Here is a 22,528-nt window from a genome sequence, read left to right on the forward strand (position 1 = left end):
GCACCGCCTTGCTTGTGGCATGGATCCTCGGGTCAAGCCCGAGGATGACGGAGGAGAGGTGCGGTGGCGCCGGCAACCGAAAGATCGACCCTCAGGCCGCGTCCTTCGTCCAGTTCACGCCGCCGGCATCGGTCAGCAGGAAGGCCTCGCCGCAGGCCTTGGCCAGCGTGCGCACGCGCAGGATATAGCTCTGGCGCTCGGTAACGGAGATCACACCGCGCGCATCGAGCAGGTTGAAGACATGGCTCGCCTTGATGCACTGGTCATAGGCCGGCAGCACGCATTTGTGCAGGCGCTGGTTATCCGCATCACCCGGCGCACCGGCGGCGAGCAGCGCGATGCACTCCTTCTCCGCATCGATGAAGTGGCGGTGCAGCATGGCGGTGTCGGCGAATTCGAAGTTGTGGCGGGAATATTCCTGCTCGGCCTGCAGGAAGACGTCGCCATAGGTGATCTTCTCGTCGCCCTCGCGGCCGTTGAAGTTGAGGTCATAGACGTTGTCCACGCCCTGCACATACATGGCGAGGCGTTCCAGACCATAGGTCAGTTCACCCGCGACGGGCGCGCATTCGATGCCGCAGACCTGCTGGAAATAGGTGAACTGCGAGACTTCCATGCCGTCGCACCAGCATTCCCAGCCAAGGCCCCAGGCGCCGAGCGTCGGGCTTTCCCAGTCGTCTTCCACGAAGCGCACGTCATGCAGCAGCGGATCGAGGCCGATCGCGGCGAGCGAGCCGAGATAGAGTTCCTGCAGGTTCGACGGGTTCGGCTTCAGGATGACCTGATACTGGTAATAATGCTGAAGACGGTTCGGGTTCTCGCCGTAGCGGCCGTCCGACGGGCGGCGCGAGGGCTGCACGTAGGCGGCACGCCACGGCTTGGGCCCAAGCGCGCGCAGCGTGGTCGCCGGGTGGAACGTGCCGGCGCCGACTTCCATGTCGTAGGGCTGGAGAACCGCGCAACCCTTGTCCGCCCAATAGTTATGGAGCGTCAGGATCAGCCCCTGAAAGGAGCGGGTCGGGTTCATGTGATCAGGCAGGGCAGAGGTCATCGGCGTCGATCCGGGCATTCTTTGAAAAGCTGGCGGACTGGTGCCACGATGCGGCCGGAGGGTCAAGGGTTTCGGGCGGGTGCCCGCGACCCCTCAGTGCCGCTCCAGCGAACGGAACAGACCCGAACCGGCAGCCTGCGTGACGGCCTGCACGCGCTGCGGCGCGAGGTCCGGCACATTGCGGATCTGCCGGCGCAGGCCGGGCGGGATGCGCGCGCCATACCAGGCCGCAAGGGCCGGCAGCTCGCGGCGAAGCGACCCCTTCGCCTCCCAGCCGAGCGCCTTCAGAGCGCGCGTATCGAGCGGCGGGCGGCTGACATTGTCAGGGCGGCCGGTCACGAAATTGACGCCGGAGACCGGCTCCTGCACGGCATCGAGCACCATGCGGGCCACCGTCAGGATATCGAAGAGCTCATCGCCGGCGACATTGTAGGTGGCGTTTTCCGCACCCTTGGTTACGACCGTGCGGAGGGCCGAACAGACATCCGCCATGGTGACGAAGGCACGCATCTGGGCGCCATCGCCATGCACCGGCAGCGGCCGACCCACAGCGGCGAGCTCCAGGAAGCGCGGCAGGAGCTTTTCGGTGTTCTGGCGCGTACCGACGACATTGACCGGGCGCAGCACGCGGATATCGACGCCGAAGGAGCGGGTGAGACCGGCGATCAGCATTTCGGCGGCAGCCTTGGAAGCGCCGTGCGGATTATCGGGCAGGAGCGGCGCAAGCTCGCCGACCGGCGCGCCATTGCCGCCCGTGCCGGCACCATAGACCTCTGCGGAACTGATATGGATCATCAAGGGCACGCGGCGGCGGCCCATCGCCTCCACCAGCACCTGCGTGCCGAGCGCATTGGCGAGCGTAAAACGTTCCGGCACGGAAAAGGCGCGCTCGACATGGCTTTCGCCGGCGGCATGCACGACGAGGTCGGCGTCCTTCAGGACCTCGGTGACGAGATCGAGATTGCCGACATCGCCTTCCTGCAGCGTCACGCGGCCAGAACGGAAGGCACCGTCGAGATGGGCCATGTCGGCGGCATAGGTGAAGCTGTCGAGCACGCGGATGCGGGCATTCGGGCAGTGATGCAGGAGGTCGTCGACGATATGCGAGCCGAGGAAGCCAGCGCCACCGGTCACGACGATGGTGCGGATCCGGTCGAGGTCGAGCGAGGCCATAATTTTACTCCGTTCACTGCATGCATAGACGGGCCGCATCATGCGACCTTTGCCGTTAGATCGGCCTTCCCACGCGCGGGAGCAAGCAAAACCCTGGGATGCAGCAGTGTAAATCCGGCATTAACCTTACGGGTTTAGGTTAATGTACCAGGCCGGCACAAAGCCGGACTTTCCCGGTTCCCGCAACGGCACGGATCGTGCCGAAACTACTCGTCGTCGCGGCGCAGGCGGTACTCGCCGGTTTCGGGGTCCTTCACCAGCGTGCCTGTCGCGCCGGTCTGGCGTTCCTCTTCGGCACGCTTGCGCAACCGGCTCAATCGCTCGGCATCGGCGACGAATTTGCGATAGCCGAACCAGGCAAGGCCGACGACCAGAAGCAGAAAGATGATCTGGGCCATCGCCCCTCCCCCAAGAGTCTTGTTTTATCCGGAGAGCCCGAAGCGGCCCCACAGCGCTTTTTCTTCCGCGAGATCGGCCACCGCCGCCACGCCCGCCGAGCCTATACGACCGGCAATATCCTCGGAAAGCCCCCCGACACCCGGCGCCTTGCGACCAAACAGCCCTTTTGGCGCGGAGACGAGTTCGAGGCGGGTCTTTTCACCATAGCGCTTCTTCAGTTCGGAGCGCATGTCGGCAAGGCCGTCGATCAGGCCGAGCGACAGGCCGCGCCCGCCCGTCCAGAACAGGCCGGAGAAAAGATCCGGATCGTCGGCCAGCTTGCCGGCGCGGCGCGTTTTGACCATGTCGATGAAGACTTGGTGGATTTCGAGCTGGAGCGACTTGAGATAATCGATCTCATGCTCCTTTTCCGGCTGGAACGGATCGAGGATCGCCTTGTTGGTGCCGGCCGTATAGACGCGGCGCTCGACGCCGATCTTCTTCAGCATTTCCGGAAAACCGAAGCCTCCCGAAACGACGCCGATCGAGCCGACGATGGAGGTCGGATCGGCAAATATCTCGTCACCCGCCAGCGCGATCATATAGCCGCCGGAGGCCGCGACGTCCTCGACGAAGACGAAGACGCGCTTCCTCTTCTCTTCCGCAAGGTCACGAATGCGCTGGAAGATCAGCCGCGACTGCACCGGCGAACCGCCGGGCGAATTGATCGAAATGGCGACGGCCGGCGCCTCTTTGTAGGAAAACGCCTTTTCGAGCGCGGCCGAAGCGGTCGCGAGATTGAGCGCCGGGCGGAACTGGCTGCCGCCCGCCATGATCGCGCCATGCAGCCTGACGACCGGGATCGCCACGCCCTCTTTGCGGAATCTCTTCGGCACCAGCGTCTTCAAAAATCCGGCCATCGCGCGTGTCGTCTCCCGTTGGATTGCCCGGCTGATGTATGCACGAGCGGGAAAAACACAATGGCGGGGCCGAAGATTCAGGTTCTGGGCAGGCGCTTGTAGTCGGCAAGCCCGTTGTTGAGGTCGTTGACGAAGGGGGTGAAGTCGTGGCGACCGGGTTCATGCATGACGAGCGGCATGCGCAAGGCGAGCTTTGTGCGCGAGCCCTTGATGGCGGTGACGAGGATGCGCAGGGCAGCTTCGCCGTCGCGGGCGTGCAGCGCGGTGATCTCGATGCCGCCGAAGCGGCGGCCGCAGGCGGCGATGATCTCGGCGATGGATTGCGGGCGGGCGATCAGCGAGAGTTGGCCGCCGGGTTTCATGATGGCGCCCGCCGTCTTGATCCAGCGTTCGAAAAGGTCGTGCTCCATGGCATGCGCCTCGGCCTTCAGGGCATCGGGCGTGCGGCTGTCGATGCGGTCGTTGAAGGGCGGGTTCATGATGACGTGGTCGTAAGCGTCATCCACGAGGCCCGCTTCGAGGCGTGCCTTGCCGGAAAGACCGACATCGGCTTCCAGCACGGAAACACGCGGCGCGAAGGCGGCATTCTGGGGGAGCGCCAGTGTCTTGCGCGCGAAACCGGCCATCAGCGGCGAGCGCTCGACGAGCAGCACTTCGGCTTTTTCGATGCGTGCGGCAACGGCGAGGCCGGCAGCGCCCGCGCCCGCGCCGAGATCGGCGACGCGCATCGGGCCATCGCCGGCAACGAGGGCCGCCAGCAGCATGGCATCCATGCCAGAGCGGTGGCCGATGCCCTTCGGCTGCACCAGATGGAAACGGCCGTAATGGAATGCGTCGACGGTTTCGGTGGCAGGCTTTTGCGCCGTTTCGCTCACGCGCGCAGCTCCGCTTCCAACCCCGCATCCTTGAGGATCCGGCGTGCTTCGGTCTCCCGGTCGATTTCGACGAGGAAGCGGCGCGGCAGCATGCCGAGCGAGCCCTCCAGGATGCTCATACCCTCGTCGGCGATCAGGCAATGGATGCCCGCTTCTTTCATCAGGCTTTCCGCGAAGGAGAGCAGGACGGCGTCGTTGGTGCGGATCACTTCGATCATTCCGGTCGTTTTCCAGCCATAATTGGGGAGGCGGGACAATTCGCCTCTTGCCGCATGGAGCCCCGCTTTCTATTGTCTTTCAACAAAAATGAACAGGAGTCCGGGCATTTGGGCGTCGTGATACCGCTTGAAGAAGGCAAAAACAAACAGGCATCGGTGAAGCCGCTGGTTGACCTGACCAAGGCCGACATGGAGCGGGTGAACCAGCTGATCCTGTCGAAAGCCGGTTCCGACGTGCAGATGATCCCGGAGGTCGCCAACCACCTGATCTCCTCGGGCGGCAAGCGCCTGCGCCCGATGCTGACGCTCGCCTCCGCCTCGATGTTCGGCTATGACGGCGATCATCATATCAAGCTCGCGACCAGCGTCGAGTTCATGCACACGGCGACGCTTCTGCATGACGATGTGGTCGATGAAAGCGACCTGCGCCGCGGAAAATCCACCGCCCGCATGATCTGGGGTAACCAGGCGAGCGTGCTGGTCGGCGATTTCCTGCTCGGCCAGGCGTTCAAGATGATGGTGGAAGTCGGCTCGCTCGAAGCGCTCGACGTGCTCTCGACCGCCGCGACGGTGATCGCCGAGGGCGAAGTGCTCCAGCTCTCCGTCGCCAAGAACATGGAGACGACCGAGGACGATTATCTCCAGGTCATCCGCGCCAAGACGGCGGCGCTCTTCGCAGCAGCGGCGGAAGTCGGCCCGATCGTTTCCAACACCAGCAAGGCCGAGCGCAACGCGCTGAAATCCTACGGCATGAATCTCGGGCTCGCCTTCCAGCTCGTCGACGATGCGCTGGACTACGGCGGCAAGGCGGCCGATCTCGGCAAGAACACCGGCGACGATTTCCGCGAGGGCAAGATCACGCTGCCGGTCATCCTCGCCTGGCGGCGCGGCACGGCGGAAGACCGTGCCTTCTGGCGCGAGGCGATCGAAGGCGGCAAGAGCGACGACGCCAATCTCGAGCGCGCCTTCGGCCTCATCTCGCGCTACAATGGTCTTTCCGATACCATCGCCCGCGCGCAGCATTACGGCATGATCGCCCGTGACGCGCTGGCGCCGCTTCCCGCCTCGCCCTGGAAGGATGCACTGCTCGAAGTCATCGACTTCTGCATCTCGCGCGTCAGCTGATCCCCCAGACCTAAAAGAGTGCGGCAGGATTTTCTTGCCGCACCGCGCCAAAAAAGCCATTCTCTGCCGTCATGAGTCCTTGCCTGATTTGGGCGCCATCGTGGCATGATTTGTCATGCGTGGTTTCCGGGCTTCTTTCATACCTGCTGGCGAAAGGCATTTTGATGCGGCATTTCCTCCTCCTCCGGCTCCTCTCCGGCGTCGCGCTCGCGGCCAGCATCGCGCTGACCGGCCCTCTCGCGGCCTTCGCGGAGGAAAAGCCCGCTGTGGTGGCCGCCGACGAAAAGCCGTTCGACCCCTTGAGCGTCAACACCTTCTCCGGCGCCTTCCTGGCCGCCCGCACGGCGGATTTCGACAAGGACTATGAGACCGCGGTCGCGCTCTACAAGATCGCGCTGCAATTCGACGCCACCAATGCCGACGTCAAGCAGCGCCTGATGGTGACGCAGCTGATGAACGGCGACTTCGAGGAAGGCGTCAAACTCGCCGACGCCCTGAAGAACGATCCGGCCGTCGAGCGCATCACCGCCGTCGTGCGCGGCATGGAGGCGATCCGCAAGCGGGAATACAAGTCGGCGGAAAAGATCCTCGCCTACAAGGGCCCGAACGATCTCGACAAGATGATGAACGATCTCCTGGTCGCCTGGGCCAAGTTCGGCGACGGCAAGCCGAAGGATGCGCTCAAGCTGATCTCGGGTATGGAAGGGCCGGAATGGCTCGCCATCTTCAAGAACTATCATGCCGGTGCGCTTGCTGCCGCTGCCGGTGACAAGGCGACGGCCCGCGCGCGGCTGAACGAGGCGATCCTCGACCGCAATGGGGCGAGCGCCGCTCCCGATACGTTCCTCCGCGCCGTGATGGCGCTCGCCCGCCTCGAAGCGCGCGACGGCAACAAGCAGAAGGCGCTCGACGCGGTTTCCGTCGGCGACAATTTCATCACCAGCTATGCCCCGCTGAAGGCGCTGCGCCAGAGCATCGAAGCGGGCGAGAAGCAGGAACAGCAGGTCCGCACCGCATCCCAGGGTGCTGCCGCCGTGCTGTTCTCGATCGGCGGCGCGCTGAACCGCGACGGGGCCGAGGACATCGTCTCGCTCTATCTCCAGACGGCGCGTGCGCTCGATCCCGATAGCGACGACATGCTGGTTCTGCTCGGCGGTCTTGCCGAAAACCAGAAGAAGCCGGAACGCGCCATCGAATATTACCGCGCCGTGCCGGAAAAATCGCCGATGCGCCGCATTTCCGAATTGCAGCTCGGCCTGAACCTCGCCGATACCGGCAAGGTGCCGGAGGCCAAGAAGCATCTGCAGCAACTGATCGATACCGATCCGACCGACCTGCGCAGCTATCTGGCGCTCGGCAGCGTGCTGTCCGACGCCAAGGACTATAAAGCGATGGCCGCGCTTTACGACAAGGCGGCCGATGTCATCGGCCCGGTCGCGCAGCGCAATCACTGGAGCATCTTCTTCCAGCGCGCCATCGCGCATGAGCGCCTGAAGGAATGGGACAAGGCCGAGCCGAACTTCCGCAAGGCGCTGGAGCTCAATCCGGACCAGCCGCAGGTGCTGAACTATCTCGGCTATTCCTGGGTGGATATGAACAAGAACCTCGACGAGGGCTTGGACATGATCCGCAAGGCCGTGAGCCTCAAGCCCGACGACGGCTACATCGTCGATTCGCTCGGCTGGGCCTATTTCCGTCTCGGCCGTTTCGACGATGCGGTGGCGGAACTGGAGCGGGCGGCGGAGCTGAAGGCCGGTGATCCCACGATCAACGACCACCTCGGCGATGCCTACTGGCGCGTCGGTCGCAAGCTGGAAGCGACCTTCCAGTGGAACCGCACGCTCGGCCTCAATCCGGAAGAAGCCGAAATCCCGAAGATCAAGCTGAAGATCGAAAACGGCCTGCCCGAGGTGAAGAAGACCGAGCCCGCTTCGGCCGAAGCCAAGGACGAAAAGCCGGTGCAGAACTCGACGCCCGAGAGCACGGCGGTCGACCGCAAGTCCTGACCGCATGCCGGCCAGCGATAGACTTTCAGGCTTTGCCGTCGTCGAACAGGCGGCGGCAAAGATCAATCTGGCGCTGCATGTCGTCGGGCAGCGCGACGATGGCTATCACCTGCTCGACAGCCTCGTCAGCTTCACCCGATTCGGCGACCGCCTCGGCTTTTCTCCGGCAGCGGAAGATCGCTTCACGATTTCCGGCCGATTCGGCGCGGCGCTGGATGCCGATGGCGACAACCTTGTGATCCGCGCCCGCGACTGGCTGCGTGCGGCCCTCGCGGAGCGGGGGCAACCGGCCCCGCCCGTCCATATCCATCTCGAAAAGAACCTGCCCATCGCCTCCGGCATCGGTGGCGGCTCGGCGGATGCGGCGGCAACGCTGCGCGGCCTTGTCCGGCTGTGGCAGGGTCGCCTTCCGCCGGATGTCCTGCACGCCATCTCCATCAGCCTTGGCGCCGATGTGCCGATGTGCCTTGCCGGGCATCCGCTGATCGCCCGCAGCATCGGTGAGGACATCACGCCCGTTGTCCTGCCCGCCATGCCGGTGGTGCTCGGCAATCCGCTGGTCGGCGTCTCGACGCCCGCCGTCTTCAAGGCGCTCGCCTCCCGGCACAATCCGCCGCTCTTCCTGGAGCCGCAGCCGCAGGACTGGCCCGCCGCCATCGCGCGGCTGCGCAACGATCTCGAGCCCCCGGCCCGACAGCTGTGCCCCGAGATATCGACGATCGCCGACGACCTAACCGCGACGGATGCACGCGTGGTGCGCATGTCCGGTTCCGGCGCGACCTGCTTCGCGCTATACCCTTCGACGGAAGCGGCGGAAGCGGCGGCGGCGGCGCTCTCGGAAAAACACCCGCACTGGTTCTTCACCGCCACCACGACGCTGGGATAGGAGTGCCCCATGGCGAAGCTTGACGAAACGCGGCCCTTCATTCCCGTCGGCATTGCCGTGCTGACCGTGTCCGATACGCGCGTCCTCGCCGACGATCGCTCCGGCGACACGCTCGTCGCCCGCATCACGGAAGCCGGCCATCGCCTTGCCGCCCGCGCCATCGTCAAGGACGACGTGGCCGCCATTCGCGCGCAGGTGGAGACCTGGACCCGCGACGAGACCATCGACGTGGTGATCACCACCGGCGGCACGGGCTTTACCGGCCGCGACGTGACGCCGGATGCGCTGGAGCCGATCTTCGAAAAGCGCATGGACGGCTTTTCCGCGGTGTTTCACCGCATTTCCTACGACAAGATCGGCACCTCGACGATCCAGTCGCGCGCGACGGGCGGTGTGCTCAACGCCACCTTCATCTTCGTGCTGCCGGGCTCGCCCGGCGCCTGCAAGGACGCCTGGGACGGTATCCTCAAGGCACAGCTCGACTACCGCCACATGCCCTGCAACTTCGTGGAAATCATGCCGCGCCTTGACGAGCACCTGAAGCGCTCGGCCGGCTGACCTGTTCCATAGGACACTGCGCGCCATTCCACCCTCCCCTAAGGTTCTCATCACAGAGAGCAAAGGAGAGAGCGACATGGCAACGATCACCGGCACCAACGGCGCAGACCGCTTCACCCAGGGCGGCAATATCAACAACACCGAGGTCACCCTTCGCACGCTCGGCGGCGACGACACGATCATTCTCGACCGCTCCGACGATTTCGGCGGCCGGAACTTCGTCGATGCCGGCGCCGGCAATGACAGCGTCGTCAATGTCAAGGAAGACGGCAACGTCATCCTGCTCGGCGCGGGCAACGACACCTATGTCGGCACGGGCTTCGGCTCCTTCTCCAATGAACTTGGCGATACCGTCAGGGCCGGCGACGGCAACGACACGATCGCGGTCAGCACCTTCAAGAGCAGCTATTTCGGCGAGAACGGCAACGACAAATTCTTCTCGGTCGGCCAGCAGAACACCTTCAACGGCGGCGCGGGCATCGATTCGATCAGCTACCTGCCCCGCGACGACGACAATGTTCTCGGCGGCTCCGGCGTCGGCATCGACCTGCAGCAGGGCCTTGCACAGACCGGCGCCAACCGCTTCGAAACCCTCGTCAGCATCGAAAACGCCGAGGGCACGAATGCCGGCGACGCCATCTTCGGCTCGGGTGCCGCCAACACGCTGAAAGGCCTCAATGGCGACGACGCGCTGGCCGGCCGCGGCAACAATGACGTGCTCGTCGGCGGTCGCGGCATGGACCTCCTGCAGGGCGATGCCGGTGCGGATCGCTTCGACTTCAATGCCATTGCGGAAACGGTCGTCGGCGCCCGCCGCGACGTCATCCTCGACTTCAACCATGGCCAGGGCGACAGAATCGACCTGCGCGACATCGACGCCAACACCGGCACGGGCGGCAACCAGGCCTTCAGCTTCGTCGGCAGCCACGCCTTCTCCAACACGGCCGGCGAAGTGCGCTTCGCAGGCGGCATTGTCTCCGGCGACGTCAATGGCGACGGGCGTGCCGATTTCCAGATCGAGGTGCGCGGCGCCAGCAGCCTGGTGGTCGGTGACTTCCTGCTCTAGATAGGACAATATTTTAGGGGGTCATGCCGGCGCGAAGAGCCTTTACCGCCCAGGCCGGCACGATCTCGGCAACGAGGGTCCGTACACCGGCACCCTTTGCCAGATCCGCAAGCGTCATGCCCGAGCGCGCCGCCGCAGAGGCCTCGCGCTTGCTGACGAGATAGCCGTGCTCCAAGGGCGCCATCCGGCGCCCAAGCCGCTGGAAGAACGGCCGGCGGTGATTGCGCGATCCCAGGAAGCGCGCCGGATTGCCGTTGATCGCCACATGGTCGACCACCGCCTCCACCCAGCCCGAAAGCGGCCGTGCGCCGGGCTCCAGCAAGAGCAGCCAGTCACCGCGCGCCGAGCGCACCAGATCCTTCATGTCCCAATCGGTGAGGAAGCGGCATCCTGCCGCGTCCGCCACTTTCGAGGAGCCGTCGCGCGAACCCTGGTCAAGCACGATCACGTCGCGCACAACGCCCTCGACCGCGCCGCTCACCAGCGCCGAAAGGGTCTGCGCCAGTTCCGCTTCGTTGTCCCGGCATTCCATGATGATCGTCAGCATCCCCTTCAATACCGCATTGCAGCATGGATTTCCATCGCCCGCCCAAGCCGACTTCCGGTGATGGTTAGCAGTGGAACGGAATTTTGTTCTTGCAATGTTCTCATTCCGGCGATAGGAATATAGTCTTTGAACCGGAGCCCATCGCTCCCCGGAGACAGCCATGAACGATCTTGTGAGCCTCAGGCAGGGCGCGCTTGCGCCCAGCCACACGAAAGACGTTGCCGAAGCGCTGCTGGCTGAAACGGGCATGCGCATCGACGGGGACCGCCGGCGCGGCCGCGGCGCCGGGCTGAATTTCACCGGCCGCTTCGAACCGCTGACGCGGGAAGGCTTCGACGACGGCTGGCAGACGCTGGAAGACCTGCCGCCCTTCCGCACGGACGTGCAGGTCGAAAAGCCGCGCACGATCATCACCCGTAACGAATCGCCCGACATTCCCTTTGACCGGTCGATCAATCCCTATCGCGGCTGCGAGCATGGCTGCATCTATTGCTTCGCCCGACCCACGCATGCCTTCATGGGACTCTCGGCCGGCCTCGATTTCGAGGCGAAGCTGTTTGCCAAACCCGATGCGCCGAAACTTCTGGAGCGCGAGCTTTCCAAGCCCGGCTACAAGCCGCGCGTCATCGCCATCGGCACCAATACGGACCCCTACCAGCCGATCGAGAAGGAATGGCGGATCATGCGCCAGATCCTCGAAGTGCTCGACAAGGCGAACCACCCGGTCTCCATCGTCACCAAGTCGGCGCTCGTCATGCGCGACATCGATATCCTCTCGCGCATGGCCGCCCGCGGCCTTGCCTGGGTCGGCCTGTCCGTCACGACGCTCGACCGCAAGCTCGCCCGCACCATGGAGCCGCGCGCCGCGACCCCGTCGCGCCGGCTGGAAGCGATCCGCGCGCTTTCGGAGGCCGGTATCCCGACCGCCGTCATGATGGCGCCGATCATTCCGGGCCTCAACGACCATGAGGTCGAGCGCGTGCTTGATTCGGGCAAGGCGGCCGGGGCGCTGGAGGCAAGCTACGTGCTGCTGCGCCTGCCGCTCGAAGTGAGCCCGCTCTTCCGGGAATGGCTGCTGCGCAACTATCCGGACCGCTACCGCCATGTCATGTCGCTGGTGCGCTCGATGCGCGACGGCAAGGACTACGACGCCGAATTCGGCAAGCGCATGAAGGGAGCCGGTCCCTATGCCTGGCAGATCGCGCGGCGCTTCGAAATGGCATCCAAGCGGCTGGGGCTGACCCGCACCCGGCGCAGCCTCGCCAGCGACCAGTTCATTCCGCCGTCCGGCAGCGGCGTGCAGCTATCGCTGCTGTGAGCATGGCTTCGCATCGCATGGGAGACGACGGTCTCGCTTTTCCCTTCTCCCCCTCGGGGAGAAGGTGGCCCGAAGGGTTCAGGCGCAACATGTTGCGCAGGGGATGAGGGGGATGGTGCACCGTTTGACGTCAGCGAGGCCCCCTCGTCCCGCTGTCGCGACCTTCTCCCCGTTGGGGAGAAAGGCAGGAGGCAAGTCCTTCACGCACATGCGGTAGTTCTGCTGTTGTGACGGCGCTGCCGGTAGCGGGCGGGGGGAACTTGAATCGAATCTGCGGGGTCCGCACCATTCCGGTGCGGGCGTCGCAAAACCTCTTCCGGCAGCGTCAGCCCCTGGACGCGCCGGGCGTTCCTCCGACCGCCGCCCCTGTCGGAGGACTTGCAGGGAATCGGACGGATGTGCAAGGTCCCCGCATGGCCAAGAGCACATCCTCCGATTCCCGCCTTCTTTTCGCGCTGCCCGACGGGCCGGATTTTGCGATGGAGATCGCTGCCCGCAAGCGCGGCCTTTGGCCCGTCGCCGGCACGGACGAGGCCGGGCGCGGGCCGCTCGCCGGCCCCGTCGTGGCCGCCGCCGTGATCCTCGATCCGGACGACATTCCGGAAGGGCTGAACGATTCCAAAAAGCTGACGGCGGCAAGGCGCGAGCTGCTTTTCACGCAGATCCTGCAATCGGCTTTCGTCTCCGTCGCCTCCAGCGGGTCGCGCCGCATCGACGACACGGACATCCGCAAGGCCAGCCTTGACGCCATGCGCCGCGCCGTCGCCGGGCTGGAGATCGCGCCGAAGCTGGTGCTGACAGACGGCCGCGACGTGCCGCCGGGCCTAGCCTGCGAAGGCCGTGCCGTCGTCAAGGGCGATGCGCTGTCCGTCTCCATCGCCGCCGCCTCGATCGTCGCCAAAGTCACGCGTGACCGCATGATGGCGCGCGCCGAATCCACCTTCCCCGGCTACGGCTTCACCATTCATGCCGGCTATGCCACAGAGGTGCATCGCACCGCGATCCAGACCCTCGGCCCCTGCCGGCTCCACCGCATGAGTTTCCGGCCGCTGCGGCAGGACGATTGATCCACCTCGTCCGGGAAACCTCGCCTCATCCGGTACGGCCTCGATAGCCGCTAGAAGGTGATCTTCACCGACGGCGCGCTGCGTTGCGCGTCGCCGTGATGGGCCGCCTCGATATTGTTGCCGTCGGGATCGAGCAGAAAGGCGGCGAAATAGCCGGGATGATAGGGCCGCTCGCCCGGCGCGCCATTGTCCTTGCCGCCCGCGGCAAGCCCCGCCTCGTAGAAGGCCTTGACCATGGCATGGTCCGCCGCCTGGAAGGCGAGATGATGCCGCCCGGTCAATTTACCGGCGGCGGCCTCGCTGTCGACGCTCGAGATGAAAAGTTCGTCCAACCAGAAATAATCCGCGCCGGTCCCGCCGATCGGAATTTTCAACGCGTCGAAAATGGCTTCGTAGAAGCGTCGGCTGGCCGGCAGGTCTCGCACGACCAGCTGGATATGGTCGATGAGACGGCCGCGATGGAGTTCCTGCGTTTCCATGGCCTGCTCTCCCTTGACGTGGAAAGCCTCCTAGCTAGGTCGCCCGCCCGCCCAGTCAACACCCTGTTCCGTCAGGAACAGCGCTCCAAGGGGGAATATGAAACCTTCAGATCACCGGATGAGAGAGGCTCATCCTCAACCAGAGATCAGGAGAGACCCCATGCGCAAGTTCATCATTTCCGCCACCGTTGCCCTTATCGCCGCCGTCTCCTTCGCGGCACCTTCCCAGGCTGGCTATTACAGCTACGACTACCAGCCGTACTGCTTCATCAAGAAGATCAAGTCCTACGACTACTACGGCAATGTCGTCATCAAGCGCATCAAGGTCTGCCGCTAAGCGACCCCGTCCCTGACCTCCCCGAAGGCCCGGATGTTCCCCTGCATCCGGGTCTTTTGTTTTTTCGTCATACCAAAACAAAAAGGCCGGCGTTTCCACCGGCCTTTTCAAATCATTCCCATGAAACCGCTTAGTTGAGGCGGGTCTTCACTTCGCTGATGGCGTTGTCGAAGAGGGCCTTGCCGGTGGCGGCGTCGGACTTCGAAGCGATCACCTTTTCGGCGGCCGCAACTGCGAGATCGACGGCGGCGGCGCGGACGGCGTTGATCGCGTCGGCTTCCGCCTGCTTGATCTTCTGTTCCGAGAGCGCCGTGCGGCGGGTAACGTATTCTTCGGTCTTCTGCTTGGCGTCGGCGGTCAGAGCGCTGGCTTCGCGTTCAGCGGCGGCGACGATGCTGGCGGCTTCCGCCTCGGCATCCTTGCGCTTGCGCTGGTATTCGGCGAGCAGGTGCTGGGCTTCCTCGCGAAGACGCTTGGCTTCCGCCAGCTCGTTCTGGATCTTCTCGGCGCGGGCGTCGAGACCCTTTGCCATCATGCCGGGAACCTTGAGGTAGGCGATGAGGGCGAGGAACAGCAGGAGGCCGACAAAGGCGTAGAATGTTGCGTCGAAATGCATCGAAACCTCCCTTACTTGCCTGCGACCGACTTCACGGCGGAAGCGATCTCGGCCTTGGTGGCCTTGGAGCCGATGAGCTGCTCGACGAGAGCGGTCGTCGTTTCCTCGGCGATCGTGCCAACATCGGCAAGCGCCTTGGCCTTGATTTCGGCGATGCGGGTTTCGGCACCGGCGATCTTGTCCTGCAGCGAGGCTTCGATCTTGGCGCGCTCGGCGTCGGCCTTGGCCTTGGCTTCGTCGCGGGCGGCCGAAGCGATACCGTTGCCCTTGGCACGGGCGGACGCGAGGTCCTGCTCGTAGGCGGCGATCGCGGCGTCGGCTTCCGCCTTCAGGCGGGACGCTTCGTCGAGGTCCTGCGCGATGCGGTCGTGGCGCGTCTCGAGGATGCCGCCGATGCGCGGAATGACGACCTTCGACATGAGAAGGTAGAAAAGACCGAAGGTGATCGCAAGCCACAGGAGCTGCGATGCGAAGGTGGTCTGGTCGAAAGGCGGGAATACGCCGGAACCGGCTTCCTCACCATGGGCAACACCAGTTTCGGTGTGCACTTCGCCTGCCGGCTGAGCCGCATGCGCATCCGCAGGGGTCTCATGCGTATCCGCAGGAGTTTCCGCCTGGGCGATTTCGAAGGGGGTGGACTCGGCCGATGCCAAGGTCACAGACATGCTGACCTCCAGGGGGCACTCTCAAATCATGTACGAAACGTACGATGGACCACGGCCCGGCAAGGGCCATGGTCCAGTCCTCAGCCGGTATTAGACGGCGAAGAGGAGGAGGAGAGCGATGAGCAGCGAGAAGATGCCCAGAGCTTCCGTAACGGCGAAGCCGAATACGAGACGGCCGAACTGGCTGTCAGCAGCAGACGGATTGCGAAGAGCGCCGGCCAGGTAGTTGCCGAAGATGTTGCCGAGGCCGAGAGCCGTACCGGCGAGACCGAACGTGGCAAGACCTGCGCCGATGTACTTTGCTGCTTCCGCTTCCATGTTGAACTCCTTGAATGGGTTGTTGCGGCTATGAGCGACGCCCGAGGGCGCCGGCGACTTTTTCCTTAGTGACCACCCGGATGCACGGCATCGTTCAGGTACATGCATGTCAGAACTGCGAAGACATAAGCCTGCAGGAACGACACGAGGAATTCGAGACCGGTCAGAGCGACGGTCATGAAAAGAGGCAGGATCGCACCGGCGACACCGACGGCGCCAAGGGCGCTGAGCGAGGTGACGAAGCCGGCGAAGACCTTGAGCGTGATGTGACCCGCCAGCATGTTGGCGAAGAGACGGATCGAGAGGCTGATCGGACGCGAGAGGAACGAGATGACCTCGATCGAGACGACCAGCGGAAGAAGCATGCCGGGAACACCGGCAGGCACGAAGAGCTTGAGGAAGCCGAGACCGTGCTTGTAGAAGCCGTAGACCACGACCGTGCCGATGACGAGCATGGCCAGCGCAAAGGTGACGATGATCTGGCTGGTGATGGTGAAGAAGTAGGGCATCATGCCGAGCAGGTTCGCGGTGAGCACGAACATGAAGAGCGAGAAGACGAACGGGAAGAACTTCATCCCGTGGCTGCCCGCCCCTTCCCGGAGCATGGAGGCGATGAATTCATAGGACATTTCCGAAACCGACTGCATGCGGCTCGGAACCAGACCGCGCTGGCCGGTTGTGAAGTAGAGGAAGCCCGTGGCGACCGCGACGGTGGCGACCATGAAGAGCGAGGCATTGGTGAACGAGAAATCGATACCGCCGATTTCGATCGGAACAATCTTGTTGACCAGGAACTGGTGGGTCGGATCGTTGGACACCGTTTATCTCTCTCGCTTGCCCGCCTTGCGGCGGAAGTCACCCAATGTGGGATTTCGCCGTCAGGCGTCATCCCTCGTTTCGGTCTCGTCGCGTCCGCGCGGCGGCTTTTGGAGCTCTCGCCCCGCCAGCCTGTCGACAGGATGGGGCGATGCCACCATGCCTGCCGCGCGCATGACGTTCAGAACGCCGGCACCGAAGCCGAGGAGAAGAAAAACGATCATCCCCCAGGGCCCTGTACCCGCAAAATGGTCCAAAAGATAGCCCAGAAGCGCCCCGACGATGACGGCGGCGACAAACTCGCTCGAGAGCTTCATGGCGACTGCATAGCCTGTGCGGCTTGCGGCTGCCCTTGCCTCGGCGGCTTCATCCGCCCCGTCCGTCTTGCGCTTGTCCGCGAGTTCCGCGTCCAGGCGCTTCAGCCGGTCTTCCAGACTTCTCTTCTGATCGTCGGCCATGGCGTTCCTCGTTTCTCTTTCCGCGGCGCTTTCGCCCCATTGCGGACATATTGAAGGCTAGGATTCAAGCCATACCGACCCCTTTCGAAGTCGGCCGCAACATAGTTTTAGGTGCCCGCATAGTCAAGGCATGGCGGAGCTTTGTGCAACGCCAAATATATTGAGATAAATCAATGATTTGCGAGGAATCGCGTGTGATCCGCGACTTCTCGTCCCGGGAATCGTCCGCGCGATGGCACGGACTCACCACACCTTGAAAGCGGAAGCCTCAGCTCCAGCCGCCGCCATAGGTGCGATAGAAGATGTGCTTGCCGATCTTGGCGACGCGTTTCATCGTGCGGCCCCAGGGCGGGTTCACATAGGTCGCGTGGTAGTGCGTGGCCGAGCCCACATCGTCGAACCAAATCTTGCCGGCCGTCACGGCCATAGCGATCTCCTTGGCGGTTTTCCAATGCCAGGGCGAGAGGATCAGATCGGGAATGCGGTCGCAGGCGAAGGAGAACTGGCAGCGGTTGCGCCAGTTTTCGTTCTGGTAGACGACGCCGCAGATGGTTTTCGGGTAGGACGGGTTGCGCACGCGGTTGAGAATGACCTGCGCGACGGCAGCCTGCCCCTTCAGCTCTTCGCCACGGGCTTCGAAATAGATGCCTTCCGCGAGGCATTTCTGCTCTTTCGCGGAGAAGACCTCCGCCGGCAGAACGCTTGCGGCCCAGGCATGGTCATCCGGTGAGATATCGGGAATGAAACGGCCGAGTTCCTTTTTCGGCTTCAGGATCGAATCGAAGGGTGATTCCCGGGCATAGTCTGGCTCGACGCGGGCATAGGCGGTGGCCAGGACATCGGCCTTGTCGCTGGTCACGAGCTCGGCAATGGCCGAGGAGACGCCGATGTCCTTGCGGACGGGCGTCTTCTTGTAGAAAGCCGTGGCGATCTCGATTTCCTTGCCCTTGATCTCCGCCTTGGCGAAGGCCATGCGCTGTCCGGTGTCGAAGACCGGCGAGAGCAGCGAGCTCGTGCGCTCGAGGATCGAGCCCGCCGTAAAATCCTTCGGCGGCAGGACGGGCATGACGGCGACGATTCGGCCCTTCTTGTCGCGACGGTTGACGCGGTCCTCGTCGGGAATTTCGCCCTGGCCCTTGTGTTCGCTGCGCAGCGCCGCCTGCATGCCGTCGGGCAGCTGCACCCCTGCCCCGTTCTCGACGCCGCCCGTGATCATCGCATCGGCGAATTCGATCTCGATTTCGTGGACGGAGCCGGCCGGCGAGCGGGTCAGCACCATAGTCTGGTTGCCACCCTTGCGGTTGAGGCCGGCGAGATAGGTGGCAAGGTCCGTATGGGCGGCCTGCGTGGGCAGGACGGCGGCGATGCCCAGGCCGAGCGCCAGGGGGATTTTCCATTGCCGCTTCAGATACGCGAAGAAGCGGCCTGCACCTGCATGTCGAATGCTACGCTTACGCAACTGACTACTCCGCACCCTGATGCGCGTGCAGGCGCTGCCGCCGACTACAGTCGGCGTCCTGTTCCTGCCCGGAATGTTCGTAGGGAGCCTATCCGCGCCGAAGCACGGGCCTCTTGACGGCTCGTTCTCAGGGTAAAATGAAGCATTAACCTTGATGGTTGGTTAATGCTGATAAACCGCTTTGGGGGAGGCGCTCACCTCCCCTTCACATTTGCGTCAATGCCCGGCGCAATTCCGGATGCAAAACCGCTGCACACTTTTGCTGGAATTTCTCAGATCACGACATGCGAACCCAGCTCGACCACGCGGTTGGTCGGCAGGCGGAAATAGTCGGAGGGGTCGGTGGCGAGGTTGGCGAGGCCGATGAACAGCCGGTCCTGCCACATCGGCATGCCGGACTGGGCATCCGGCACGAGCTTGCGCCGGCCGAGATAGAACGAGGTCGACATGATGTCGAACTTGTGGCCCGCCTTGCGCATCAGGCCGAGCGCGCTGGAAACGTTCTGCGTCTCCATGAAGCCGAAATGCATTTCGATGCGCGAGAAGCGTTCGGAGATCTTCTCGACCTTGAAGCGCTCGGCGCGCGCGACGCGCGGCGTGTTGGCGGTCTTGACCGTCAGAATGAAGTTCTGCTCGTGCAGCACATGATTGTGCTTGATGTTGTGCAGGAGCGCGGCCGGCGCGAAATCCGGGTCGCTCGTCAGGAAGATCGCCGTGCCCGTGACCTGCACGGGCGCATGCGCGCTCTGCTTTTCCACCGACTTGATGAAGGCCGGCAGCGGCACTTCGATGCGCCGCGTCTTGTCGCGCAGGATGCGCGTGCCGCGCGTCCAGGTCCACATCAGGATGACAACCGCACCAGCGATCATGACCGGCACATAGCCGCCGTCATGCACCTTGAGCAGGTTTGCGCCGAGGAAGGTGAGTTCGAGCAGGAAGAGCGGCGTCAGGATCGCGGCGGCAGCGAGCGGCTTCCAGCGCCAGCGCTTGCGCAGGAATTCGAAGGCCAGCACCGTCGTCACCACCATCGCGCCGGTCACGGAGATGCCATAGGCCGTCGCCAGCGATTCGGACGAGCCGAAGATGAAGACGAGCAGCATCACGCCGAACAGCAGCACGGTGTTGACACCCGGCAGATAGATCTGGCCGGTCTGGGTTTCCGAGGTGTGATAGATTTCCATGCGCGGCAGGAAGCCGAGATGGATGGCCTGGCGCGTCAGCGAGAAGGCTCCGGTGATCACCGCCTGGCTGGCGATGACGGTTGCGAAGGTCGCGAGGATGACGACCGGCAGCAGCGCCCATTTCGGGAACATCAGGAAGAACGGGTTGGCGATCGTCTCGGGATGGGCAAGCACCAGCGCGCCCTGGCCCAGATAGTTGAGCGTCAGCGCCGGAAATACCAGACAGAACCACGCCCACTGGATCGGCCGGCGGCCGAAATGGCCAAGGTCCGCGTAGAGGGCTTCCGCCCCCGTCACTGTCAGGAAGACGGCGCCGAGCACGACGAGGCCGACAAAGCCCTCGTTGAGCATGAAGACCACGGCGTAATACGGATTGAATGCCGCAAGAATGCCCAGATCGTCGCTGATGTGATTGAGGCCGGCGACGCCCATGACGATGAACCAGACGGCGGTAATCGGCCCGAAGAATTTCGAAACGGCGGCCGTTCCCCAGGACTGCACGGCAAACAGCGCGACGAGAATGACCACGGAGATGGGCACGACATAATCGCCGAGCGTCGGCGTCACCAGTTCCAGGCCCTCCACGGCCGAGAGAACCGAAAGCGCCGGCGTGATCATGGCATCGCCGATGAACAGTGCCGCACCGATGGCGCCCATGAAGAACAGGATATGGGCATGGTTGCCCGCCGTTTTCGAGAGCAGCGCCAGGAGCGAGAGCGTACCGCCCTCGCCGTGGTTGTCGGCGCGCAGCAGGAAGAGCACGTATTTGAGCGTGACGATGATCGTCAGCGTCCAGATCATCAGCGAGATGAGGCCGACGACCTCCACGCGCTGGATGCCGTCATGGGCGACCGGGCGCAGCGCTTCGCGGAAGGCATAGAGCGGGCTGGTGCCGATGTCGCCATAGACGACGCCGATCGAGCCGAGGGAGAGCAGAAAAAGCGTGCGCGCCCGGCTTTGGGTGTGCGGTGCGCTACCGGCATGTGGTTGCATGGGGCGATCAGGCTCTAGAGCCAGCCTTTCCAGCGAAAGAAGTAAAACGGAAGGATTGCCGACAGCACCATCCCCGCAAGCGTCAGCGGATAGGCATAGGCAATGTGCAATTCCGGCATGAACTCAAAATTCATGCCGTAGATGGAAGCGATCAGCGTCGGCGGCAGAAGCACCACCGAAGCGATCGAGAAAATCTTGATGATGGCGTTCTGCTCGAGGCTGATGAGGCCGAGCGAGGCATCCAGCAGGAAGGTGATGTTGCCGGCGACGAAATTGGCGTGCTCCAGCAGCGACTGCACGTCGCGCTGCACGGTGCGGCAGAGTTCAAGGCTCGCCCGGTCGGATTGAAGCGCCGGCAGCGCATGCAGGAAGGTCAGCATGCGCGAGAGCGACACGAGGCTGTCGCGCGCCTTGGCCAGCAGCCGGTGAAGGGCGGAGACCTGCACGACGCGGTCTTCGAGATAGCGCGGTGGACGGTGTGACAGATGCCGGTTTTCGCCGAACACTTCCAACGACAGCTTGTCGGCGCGCGACACCGCGATCTCAAGGATTTCGGCGGTGCGGTCGGCGATGGTTTCCAGGAGCCGCGTGATCATGACGGTCGACGTGGAACAGCCGCCCGCGATGCGGGGCATCGCGCTCTTGAACAGGGCAAAGGAGCGCGGTTCGGCGTAACGCACCGTCAAAAGCTTGCCGGCCGCCAGGATGAAGCCGACATCGGTCAGGTGGGGCAGATCGCCCTCGGCCTTCACGACCAGCGAGGCGGTCATGTAGGTGGAGGCGCCGTCGGTATAGAGGCGGCTCGACGGTTCGATGTGCTTGAGTTCGTCGCGGGTCGGCACTTCGATGCCGAGCACGCGCTCGACAAGAAGTTCCTCCTCGCGCGTCGGCTCCAGAAGATCGACCCAGACGGCACCGGCGAGCGCGGCGGCGGCGGCAGAATCGGTCGCTGTGGGCAAGGCAAGCGCCTCGCCATTGGGACGGAAAACCGTGATCACAGGCGAATGGCTCCGGAACGGACCATCGCTCACACTCCCTCGCGCAATCCGCGCGTGATTGGACGCCACCATCAGCGGTCGGCCGCGCATATTGCGCGGCGCAACATAAAAATCAAGTTACCAGCCGGAACGTCCCGGCACCGGAAAGGTTCGGCTATTCGAAGACGATGGCGGGTGCGTCGCGAGCGCCCTTGCCCTGCACGGTTTCCAGCTCCTGCCAGACGCGGGTGGCGATCGCCCGATAGGTCTTGGCCGCCGCGCCCTCCGGATTGGAGACGACGACGGGCGTGCCGGCATCCGAGGTCTCGCGGATGTCCATGGTCAGCGGCACCTCGCCGAGGAAGGGCACGCCAATGCGCTCGGCCTCCTTGCGCGCGCCGCCATGGCCGAAAATATCGTAGCGGTTGCCGGTATCGGGCGCGATGAAATAGCTCATATTCTCGACAATGCCGAGCACCGGCACCTCGACCTTGTTGAACATGTTGAGACCCTTGCGGGCATCGATGAGGGCGAGGTCCTGCGGCGTGGAGACGATGACGGCGCCGGCAAGGGGCACCTGCTGGGCCATGGTGAGCTGGGCATCGCCCGTGCCCGGCGGCATGTCGACGACGAGCACGTCGAGATCGCCCCAGGCGACCTCGCGCAGCATCTGCATCAGTGCCGACTGGATCATCGGCCCGCGCCAGATCATCGCCACCTCCTCGTCGACGAGGAAGCCCATCGACATGACCTTGATGCCGTAATTCTCCATCGGCTTGATGATGCGGCCTTCGATCTGCTGCGGCCGACCGGAAATCTTCAGGAGGCGCGGCATGGAGGGGCCGTAGATATCGGCGTCGAGAATGCCGACGCGCAGGCCGTTTGCCTTCAGCGCCAGCGCGAGATTGACCGAGGTCGTCGACTTGCCGACACCGCCCTTGCCCGAGGCGACCGCGATGATGGCGCCGACACCGGGAATGCCCGACTTGGCCCGCTGCTGCGGCTGGCCCGGCGCGGCATGACTGTGGCCAGCGTGATTGT

General features: G+C 64.0%; 25 protein-coding genes. 8 read left to right on the plus strand and 17 right to left on the minus strand.

What is annotated here, in order from left to right; all coding sequences use genetic code 11:
• Positions 1–91 precede the first annotated feature (91 nt).
• From AC27VQ_RS23570 to AC27VQ_RS23595, 6 genes are all read right to left on the minus strand, one after another.
• Positions 92–1,051: a glycine--tRNA ligase subunit alpha gene (locus AC27VQ_RS23570; protein WP_421591808.1), complete on the minus strand. Its 960-nt coding sequence runs from the start codon at positions 1,049–1,051 to the stop codon at positions 92–94.
• A 93-nt stretch (positions 1,052–1,144) separates the two neighbouring features.
• Positions 1,145–2,224, minus strand: a complete 1,080-nt coding sequence (locus AC27VQ_RS23575) for a dTDP-glucose 4,6-dehydratase (RefSeq protein ID WP_313532563.1) — start codon at positions 2,222–2,224, stop codon at positions 1,145–1,147.
• 206 nt (positions 2,225–2,430) lie between these two features.
• Positions 2,431–2,622 carry a hypothetical protein gene (locus AC27VQ_RS23580; protein WP_257947926.1) on the minus strand — a complete coding sequence of 64 codons (192 nt, stop codon included), beginning with the start codon at positions 2,620–2,622 and terminating at the stop codon, positions 2,431–2,433.
• 24 nt (positions 2,623–2,646) lie between these two features.
• Positions 2,647–3,522 (minus strand): S49 family peptidase, encoded by an 876-nt coding sequence (locus AC27VQ_RS23585; protein ID WP_488718232.1) that lies wholly within the window; start codon positions 3,520–3,522, stop codon positions 2,647–2,649.
• A gap of 77 nt (positions 3,523–3,599) precedes the next feature.
• The gene (locus AC27VQ_RS23590; RefSeq protein WP_488718233.1) at positions 3,600–4,397 is read right to left on the minus strand and encodes a tRNA1(Val) (adenine(37)-N6)-methyltransferase; all 798 of its coding nucleotides are present in this window, start codon (positions 4,395–4,397) and stop codon (positions 3,600–3,602) included.
• Positions 4,394–4,615, minus strand: coding sequence for a putative signal transducing protein (locus AC27VQ_RS23595; RefSeq protein ID WP_488718234.1), 222 nt, complete (start codon positions 4,613–4,615; stop codon positions 4,394–4,396). The genes AC27VQ_RS23590 and AC27VQ_RS23595 overlap by 4 nt, the downstream gene beginning before the upstream one ends.
• Before the next feature lie 108 nt (positions 4,616–4,723).
• Between AC27VQ_RS23595 and AC27VQ_RS23600 the strand changes: the two genes are divergently transcribed.
• The 5 genes from AC27VQ_RS23600 (at position 4,724) to AC27VQ_RS23620 (ending at position 10,256) form a co-directional block, all read left to right on the plus strand.
• Complete coding sequence (locus tag AC27VQ_RS23600; RefSeq protein ID WP_257947931.1) at positions 4,724–5,740, plus strand: polyprenyl synthetase family protein; 1,017 nt, start codon at positions 4,724–4,726, stop codon at positions 5,738–5,740.
• Between the two features lie 164 nt (positions 5,741–5,904).
• Positions 5,905–7,746, plus strand: a complete 1,842-nt coding sequence (locus AC27VQ_RS23605; protein WP_488718235.1) for a tetratricopeptide repeat protein — start codon at positions 5,905–5,907, stop codon at positions 7,744–7,746.
• Positions 7,747–7,750: 4 nt separating this feature from the next.
• The gene (locus AC27VQ_RS23610; protein ID WP_488718236.1) at positions 7,751–8,632 is read left to right on the plus strand and encodes a 4-(cytidine 5'-diphospho)-2-C-methyl-D-erythritol kinase; all 882 of its coding nucleotides are present in this window, start codon (positions 7,751–7,753) and stop codon (positions 8,630–8,632) included.
• 9 nt (positions 8,633–8,641) lie between these two features.
• A complete protein-coding gene (gene moaB / locus AC27VQ_RS23615) occupies positions 8,642–9,190 on the plus strand; it encodes a molybdenum cofactor biosynthesis protein B (protein ID WP_488718237.1) in 549 nt (182 codons plus the stop codon).
• 76 nt (positions 9,191–9,266) lie between these two features.
• Entirely contained in the window at positions 9,267–10,256 is a 990-nt protein-coding gene (locus AC27VQ_RS23620; protein WP_488718238.1) for a calcium-binding protein, read from the plus strand.
• A gap of 13 nt (positions 10,257–10,269) precedes the next feature.
• Here AC27VQ_RS23620 and AC27VQ_RS23625 read toward each other — a convergent pair whose 3' ends face one another.
• Positions 10,270–10,803: a glycosyl transferase gene (locus AC27VQ_RS23625; protein ID WP_488718239.1), complete on the minus strand. Its 534-nt coding sequence runs from the start codon at positions 10,801–10,803 to the stop codon at positions 10,270–10,272.
• A 160-nt stretch (positions 10,804–10,963) separates the two neighbouring features.
• On the opposite strand from AC27VQ_RS23625, the gene AC27VQ_RS23630 reads away from it, so the two are divergent.
• Both AC27VQ_RS23630 and rnhB read left to right on the plus strand, forming a co-directional pair.
• The gene (locus tag AC27VQ_RS23630; RefSeq protein ID WP_488718240.1) at positions 10,964–12,121 is read left to right on the plus strand and encodes a PA0069 family radical SAM protein; all 1,158 of its coding nucleotides are present in this window, start codon (positions 10,964–10,966) and stop codon (positions 12,119–12,121) included.
• 413 nt (positions 12,122–12,534) lie between these two features.
• Positions 12,535–13,188: a ribonuclease HII gene (gene rnhB / locus AC27VQ_RS23635; protein WP_488718241.1), complete on the plus strand. Its 654-nt coding sequence runs from the start codon at positions 12,535–12,537 to the stop codon at positions 13,186–13,188.
• Positions 13,189–13,238: 50 nt separating this feature from the next.
• Here the strand turns inward: rnhB and AC27VQ_RS23640 are convergent, their stop codons facing one another.
• Positions 13,239–13,667: a VOC family protein gene (locus AC27VQ_RS23640; RefSeq protein WP_488718242.1), complete on the minus strand. Its 429-nt coding sequence runs from the start codon at positions 13,665–13,667 to the stop codon at positions 13,239–13,241.
• 160 nt (positions 13,668–13,827) lie between these two features.
• On the opposite strand from AC27VQ_RS23640, the gene AC27VQ_RS23645 reads away from it, so the two are divergent.
• Positions 13,828–14,004, plus strand: a complete 177-nt coding sequence (locus tag AC27VQ_RS23645; protein ID WP_488718243.1) for a hypothetical protein — start codon at positions 13,828–13,830, stop codon at positions 14,002–14,004.
• 130 nt (positions 14,005–14,134) lie between these two features.
• Here the strand turns inward: AC27VQ_RS23645 and AC27VQ_RS23650 are convergent, their stop codons facing one another.
• From AC27VQ_RS23650 to apbC, 9 genes are all read right to left on the minus strand, one after another.
• On the minus strand, positions 14,135–14,620 hold the full coding sequence (locus AC27VQ_RS23650; RefSeq protein ID WP_117368649.1) for a F0F1 ATP synthase subunit B: 486 nt from the start codon (positions 14,618–14,620) through the stop codon (positions 14,135–14,137).
• Between the two features lie 11 nt (positions 14,621–14,631).
• Positions 14,632–15,285 (minus strand): F0F1 ATP synthase subunit B, encoded by a 654-nt coding sequence (locus AC27VQ_RS23655; RefSeq protein ID WP_313532396.1) that lies wholly within the window; start codon positions 15,283–15,285, stop codon positions 14,632–14,634.
• A gap of 90 nt (positions 15,286–15,375) precedes the next feature.
• Positions 15,376–15,603 carry a F0F1 ATP synthase subunit C gene (locus AC27VQ_RS23660; RefSeq protein ID WP_117368645.1) on the minus strand — a complete coding sequence of 76 codons (228 nt, stop codon included), beginning with the start codon at positions 15,601–15,603 and terminating at the stop codon, positions 15,376–15,378.
• Positions 15,604–15,668: 65 nt separating this feature from the next.
• Positions 15,669–16,421, minus strand: coding sequence for a F0F1 ATP synthase subunit A (locus AC27VQ_RS23665; protein WP_313532393.1), 753 nt, complete (start codon positions 16,419–16,421; stop codon positions 15,669–15,671).
• Between the two features lie 60 nt (positions 16,422–16,481).
• Entirely contained in the window at positions 16,482–16,877 is a 396-nt protein-coding gene (locus tag AC27VQ_RS23670; RefSeq protein WP_488718244.1) for an AtpZ/AtpI family protein, read from the minus strand.
• Positions 16,878–17,145: 268 nt separating this feature from the next.
• Entirely contained in the window at positions 17,146–18,321 is a 1,176-nt protein-coding gene (locus AC27VQ_RS23675; RefSeq protein ID WP_488718248.1) for a cell wall hydrolase, read from the minus strand.
• A 287-nt stretch (positions 18,322–18,608) separates the two neighbouring features.
• Positions 18,609–20,510 (minus strand): potassium transporter Kup, encoded by a 1,902-nt coding sequence (locus AC27VQ_RS23680; protein ID WP_488718245.1) that lies wholly within the window; start codon positions 20,508–20,510, stop codon positions 18,609–18,611.
• A 14-nt stretch (positions 20,511–20,524) separates the two neighbouring features.
• The gene (locus AC27VQ_RS23685) at positions 20,525–21,508 is read right to left on the minus strand and encodes a magnesium transporter CorA family protein (protein WP_488718246.1); all 984 of its coding nucleotides are present in this window, start codon (positions 21,506–21,508) and stop codon (positions 20,525–20,527) included.
• A gap of 154 nt (positions 21,509–21,662) precedes the next feature.
• Positions 21,663–22,528 (minus strand): iron-sulfur cluster carrier protein ApbC (gene apbC, locus AC27VQ_RS23690; RefSeq protein ID WP_488718247.1); only part of this gene is annotated, 866 nt, incomplete at its 5' end.

The organism is Shinella sp. 20P9.1.1 (assembly GCF_057798995.1).

Excerpts from the sequence above, each read along its gene's own strand:
- AC27VQ_RS23575 (WP_313532563.1), bottom strand. The coding sequence starts at position 2,224 with ATGGCCTCGCTCGACCTCGACCGGATCCGCACCATCGTCGTGACCGGT.
- AC27VQ_RS23640 (WP_488718242.1), bottom strand. The coding sequence starts at position 13,667 with ATGGAAACGCAGGAACTCCATCGCGGCCGTCTCATCGACCATATCCAG.
- AC27VQ_RS23660 (WP_117368645.1), bottom strand. The coding sequence starts at position 15,603 with ATGGAAGCGGAAGCAGCAAAGTACATCGGCGCAGGTCTTGCCACGTTC.
- moaB (WP_488718237.1), top strand. The coding sequence starts at position 8,642 with ATGGCGAAGCTTGACGAAACGCGGCCCTTCATTCCCGTCGGCATTGCC.
- AC27VQ_RS23620 (WP_488718238.1), top strand. The coding sequence starts at position 9,267 with ATGGCAACGATCACCGGCACCAACGGCGCAGACCGCTTCACCCAGGGC.
- AC27VQ_RS23570 (WP_421591808.1), bottom strand. The coding sequence starts at position 1,051 with ATGACCTCTGCCCTGCCTGATCACATGAACCCGACCCGCTCCTTTCAG.
- AC27VQ_RS23625 (WP_488718239.1), bottom strand. The coding sequence starts at position 10,803 with ATGCTGACGATCATCATGGAATGCCGGGACAACGAAGCGGAACTGGCG.
- AC27VQ_RS23595 (WP_488718234.1), bottom strand. The coding sequence starts at position 4,615 with ATGATCGAAGTGATCCGCACCAACGACGCCGTCCTGCTCTCCTTCGCG.
- AC27VQ_RS23645 (WP_488718243.1), top strand. The coding sequence starts at position 13,828 with ATGCGCAAGTTCATCATTTCCGCCACCGTTGCCCTTATCGCCGCCGTC.
- AC27VQ_RS23605 (WP_488718235.1), top strand. The coding sequence starts at position 5,905 with ATGCGGCATTTCCTCCTCCTCCGGCTCCTCTCCGGCGTCGCGCTCGCG.
- rnhB (WP_488718241.1), top strand. The coding sequence starts at position 12,535 with ATGGCCAAGAGCACATCCTCCGATTCCCGCCTTCTTTTCGCGCTGCCC.
- AC27VQ_RS23630 (WP_488718240.1), top strand. The coding sequence starts at position 10,964 with ATGAACGATCTTGTGAGCCTCAGGCAGGGCGCGCTTGCGCCCAGCCAC.
- AC27VQ_RS23585 (WP_488718232.1), bottom strand. The coding sequence starts at position 3,522 with ATGGCCGGATTTTTGAAGACGCTGGTGCCGAAGAGATTCCGCAAAGAG.
- AC27VQ_RS23670 (WP_488718244.1), bottom strand. The coding sequence starts at position 16,877 with ATGGCCGACGATCAGAAGAGAAGTCTGGAAGACCGGCTGAAGCGCCTG.
- AC27VQ_RS23680 (WP_488718245.1), bottom strand. The coding sequence starts at position 20,510 with ATGCAACCACATGCCGGTAGCGCACCGCACACCCAAAGCCGGGCGCGC.
- AC27VQ_RS23655 (WP_313532396.1), bottom strand. The coding sequence starts at position 15,285 with ATGTCTGTGACCTTGGCATCGGCCGAGTCCACCCCCTTCGAAATCGCC.
- AC27VQ_RS23650 (WP_117368649.1), bottom strand. The coding sequence starts at position 14,620 with ATGCATTTCGACGCAACATTCTACGCCTTTGTCGGCCTCCTGCTGTTC.
- AC27VQ_RS23610 (WP_488718236.1), top strand. The coding sequence starts at position 7,751 with ATGCCGGCCAGCGATAGACTTTCAGGCTTTGCCGTCGTCGAACAGGCG.
- AC27VQ_RS23580 (WP_257947926.1), bottom strand. The coding sequence starts at position 2,622 with ATGGCCCAGATCATCTTTCTGCTTCTGGTCGTCGGCCTTGCCTGGTTC.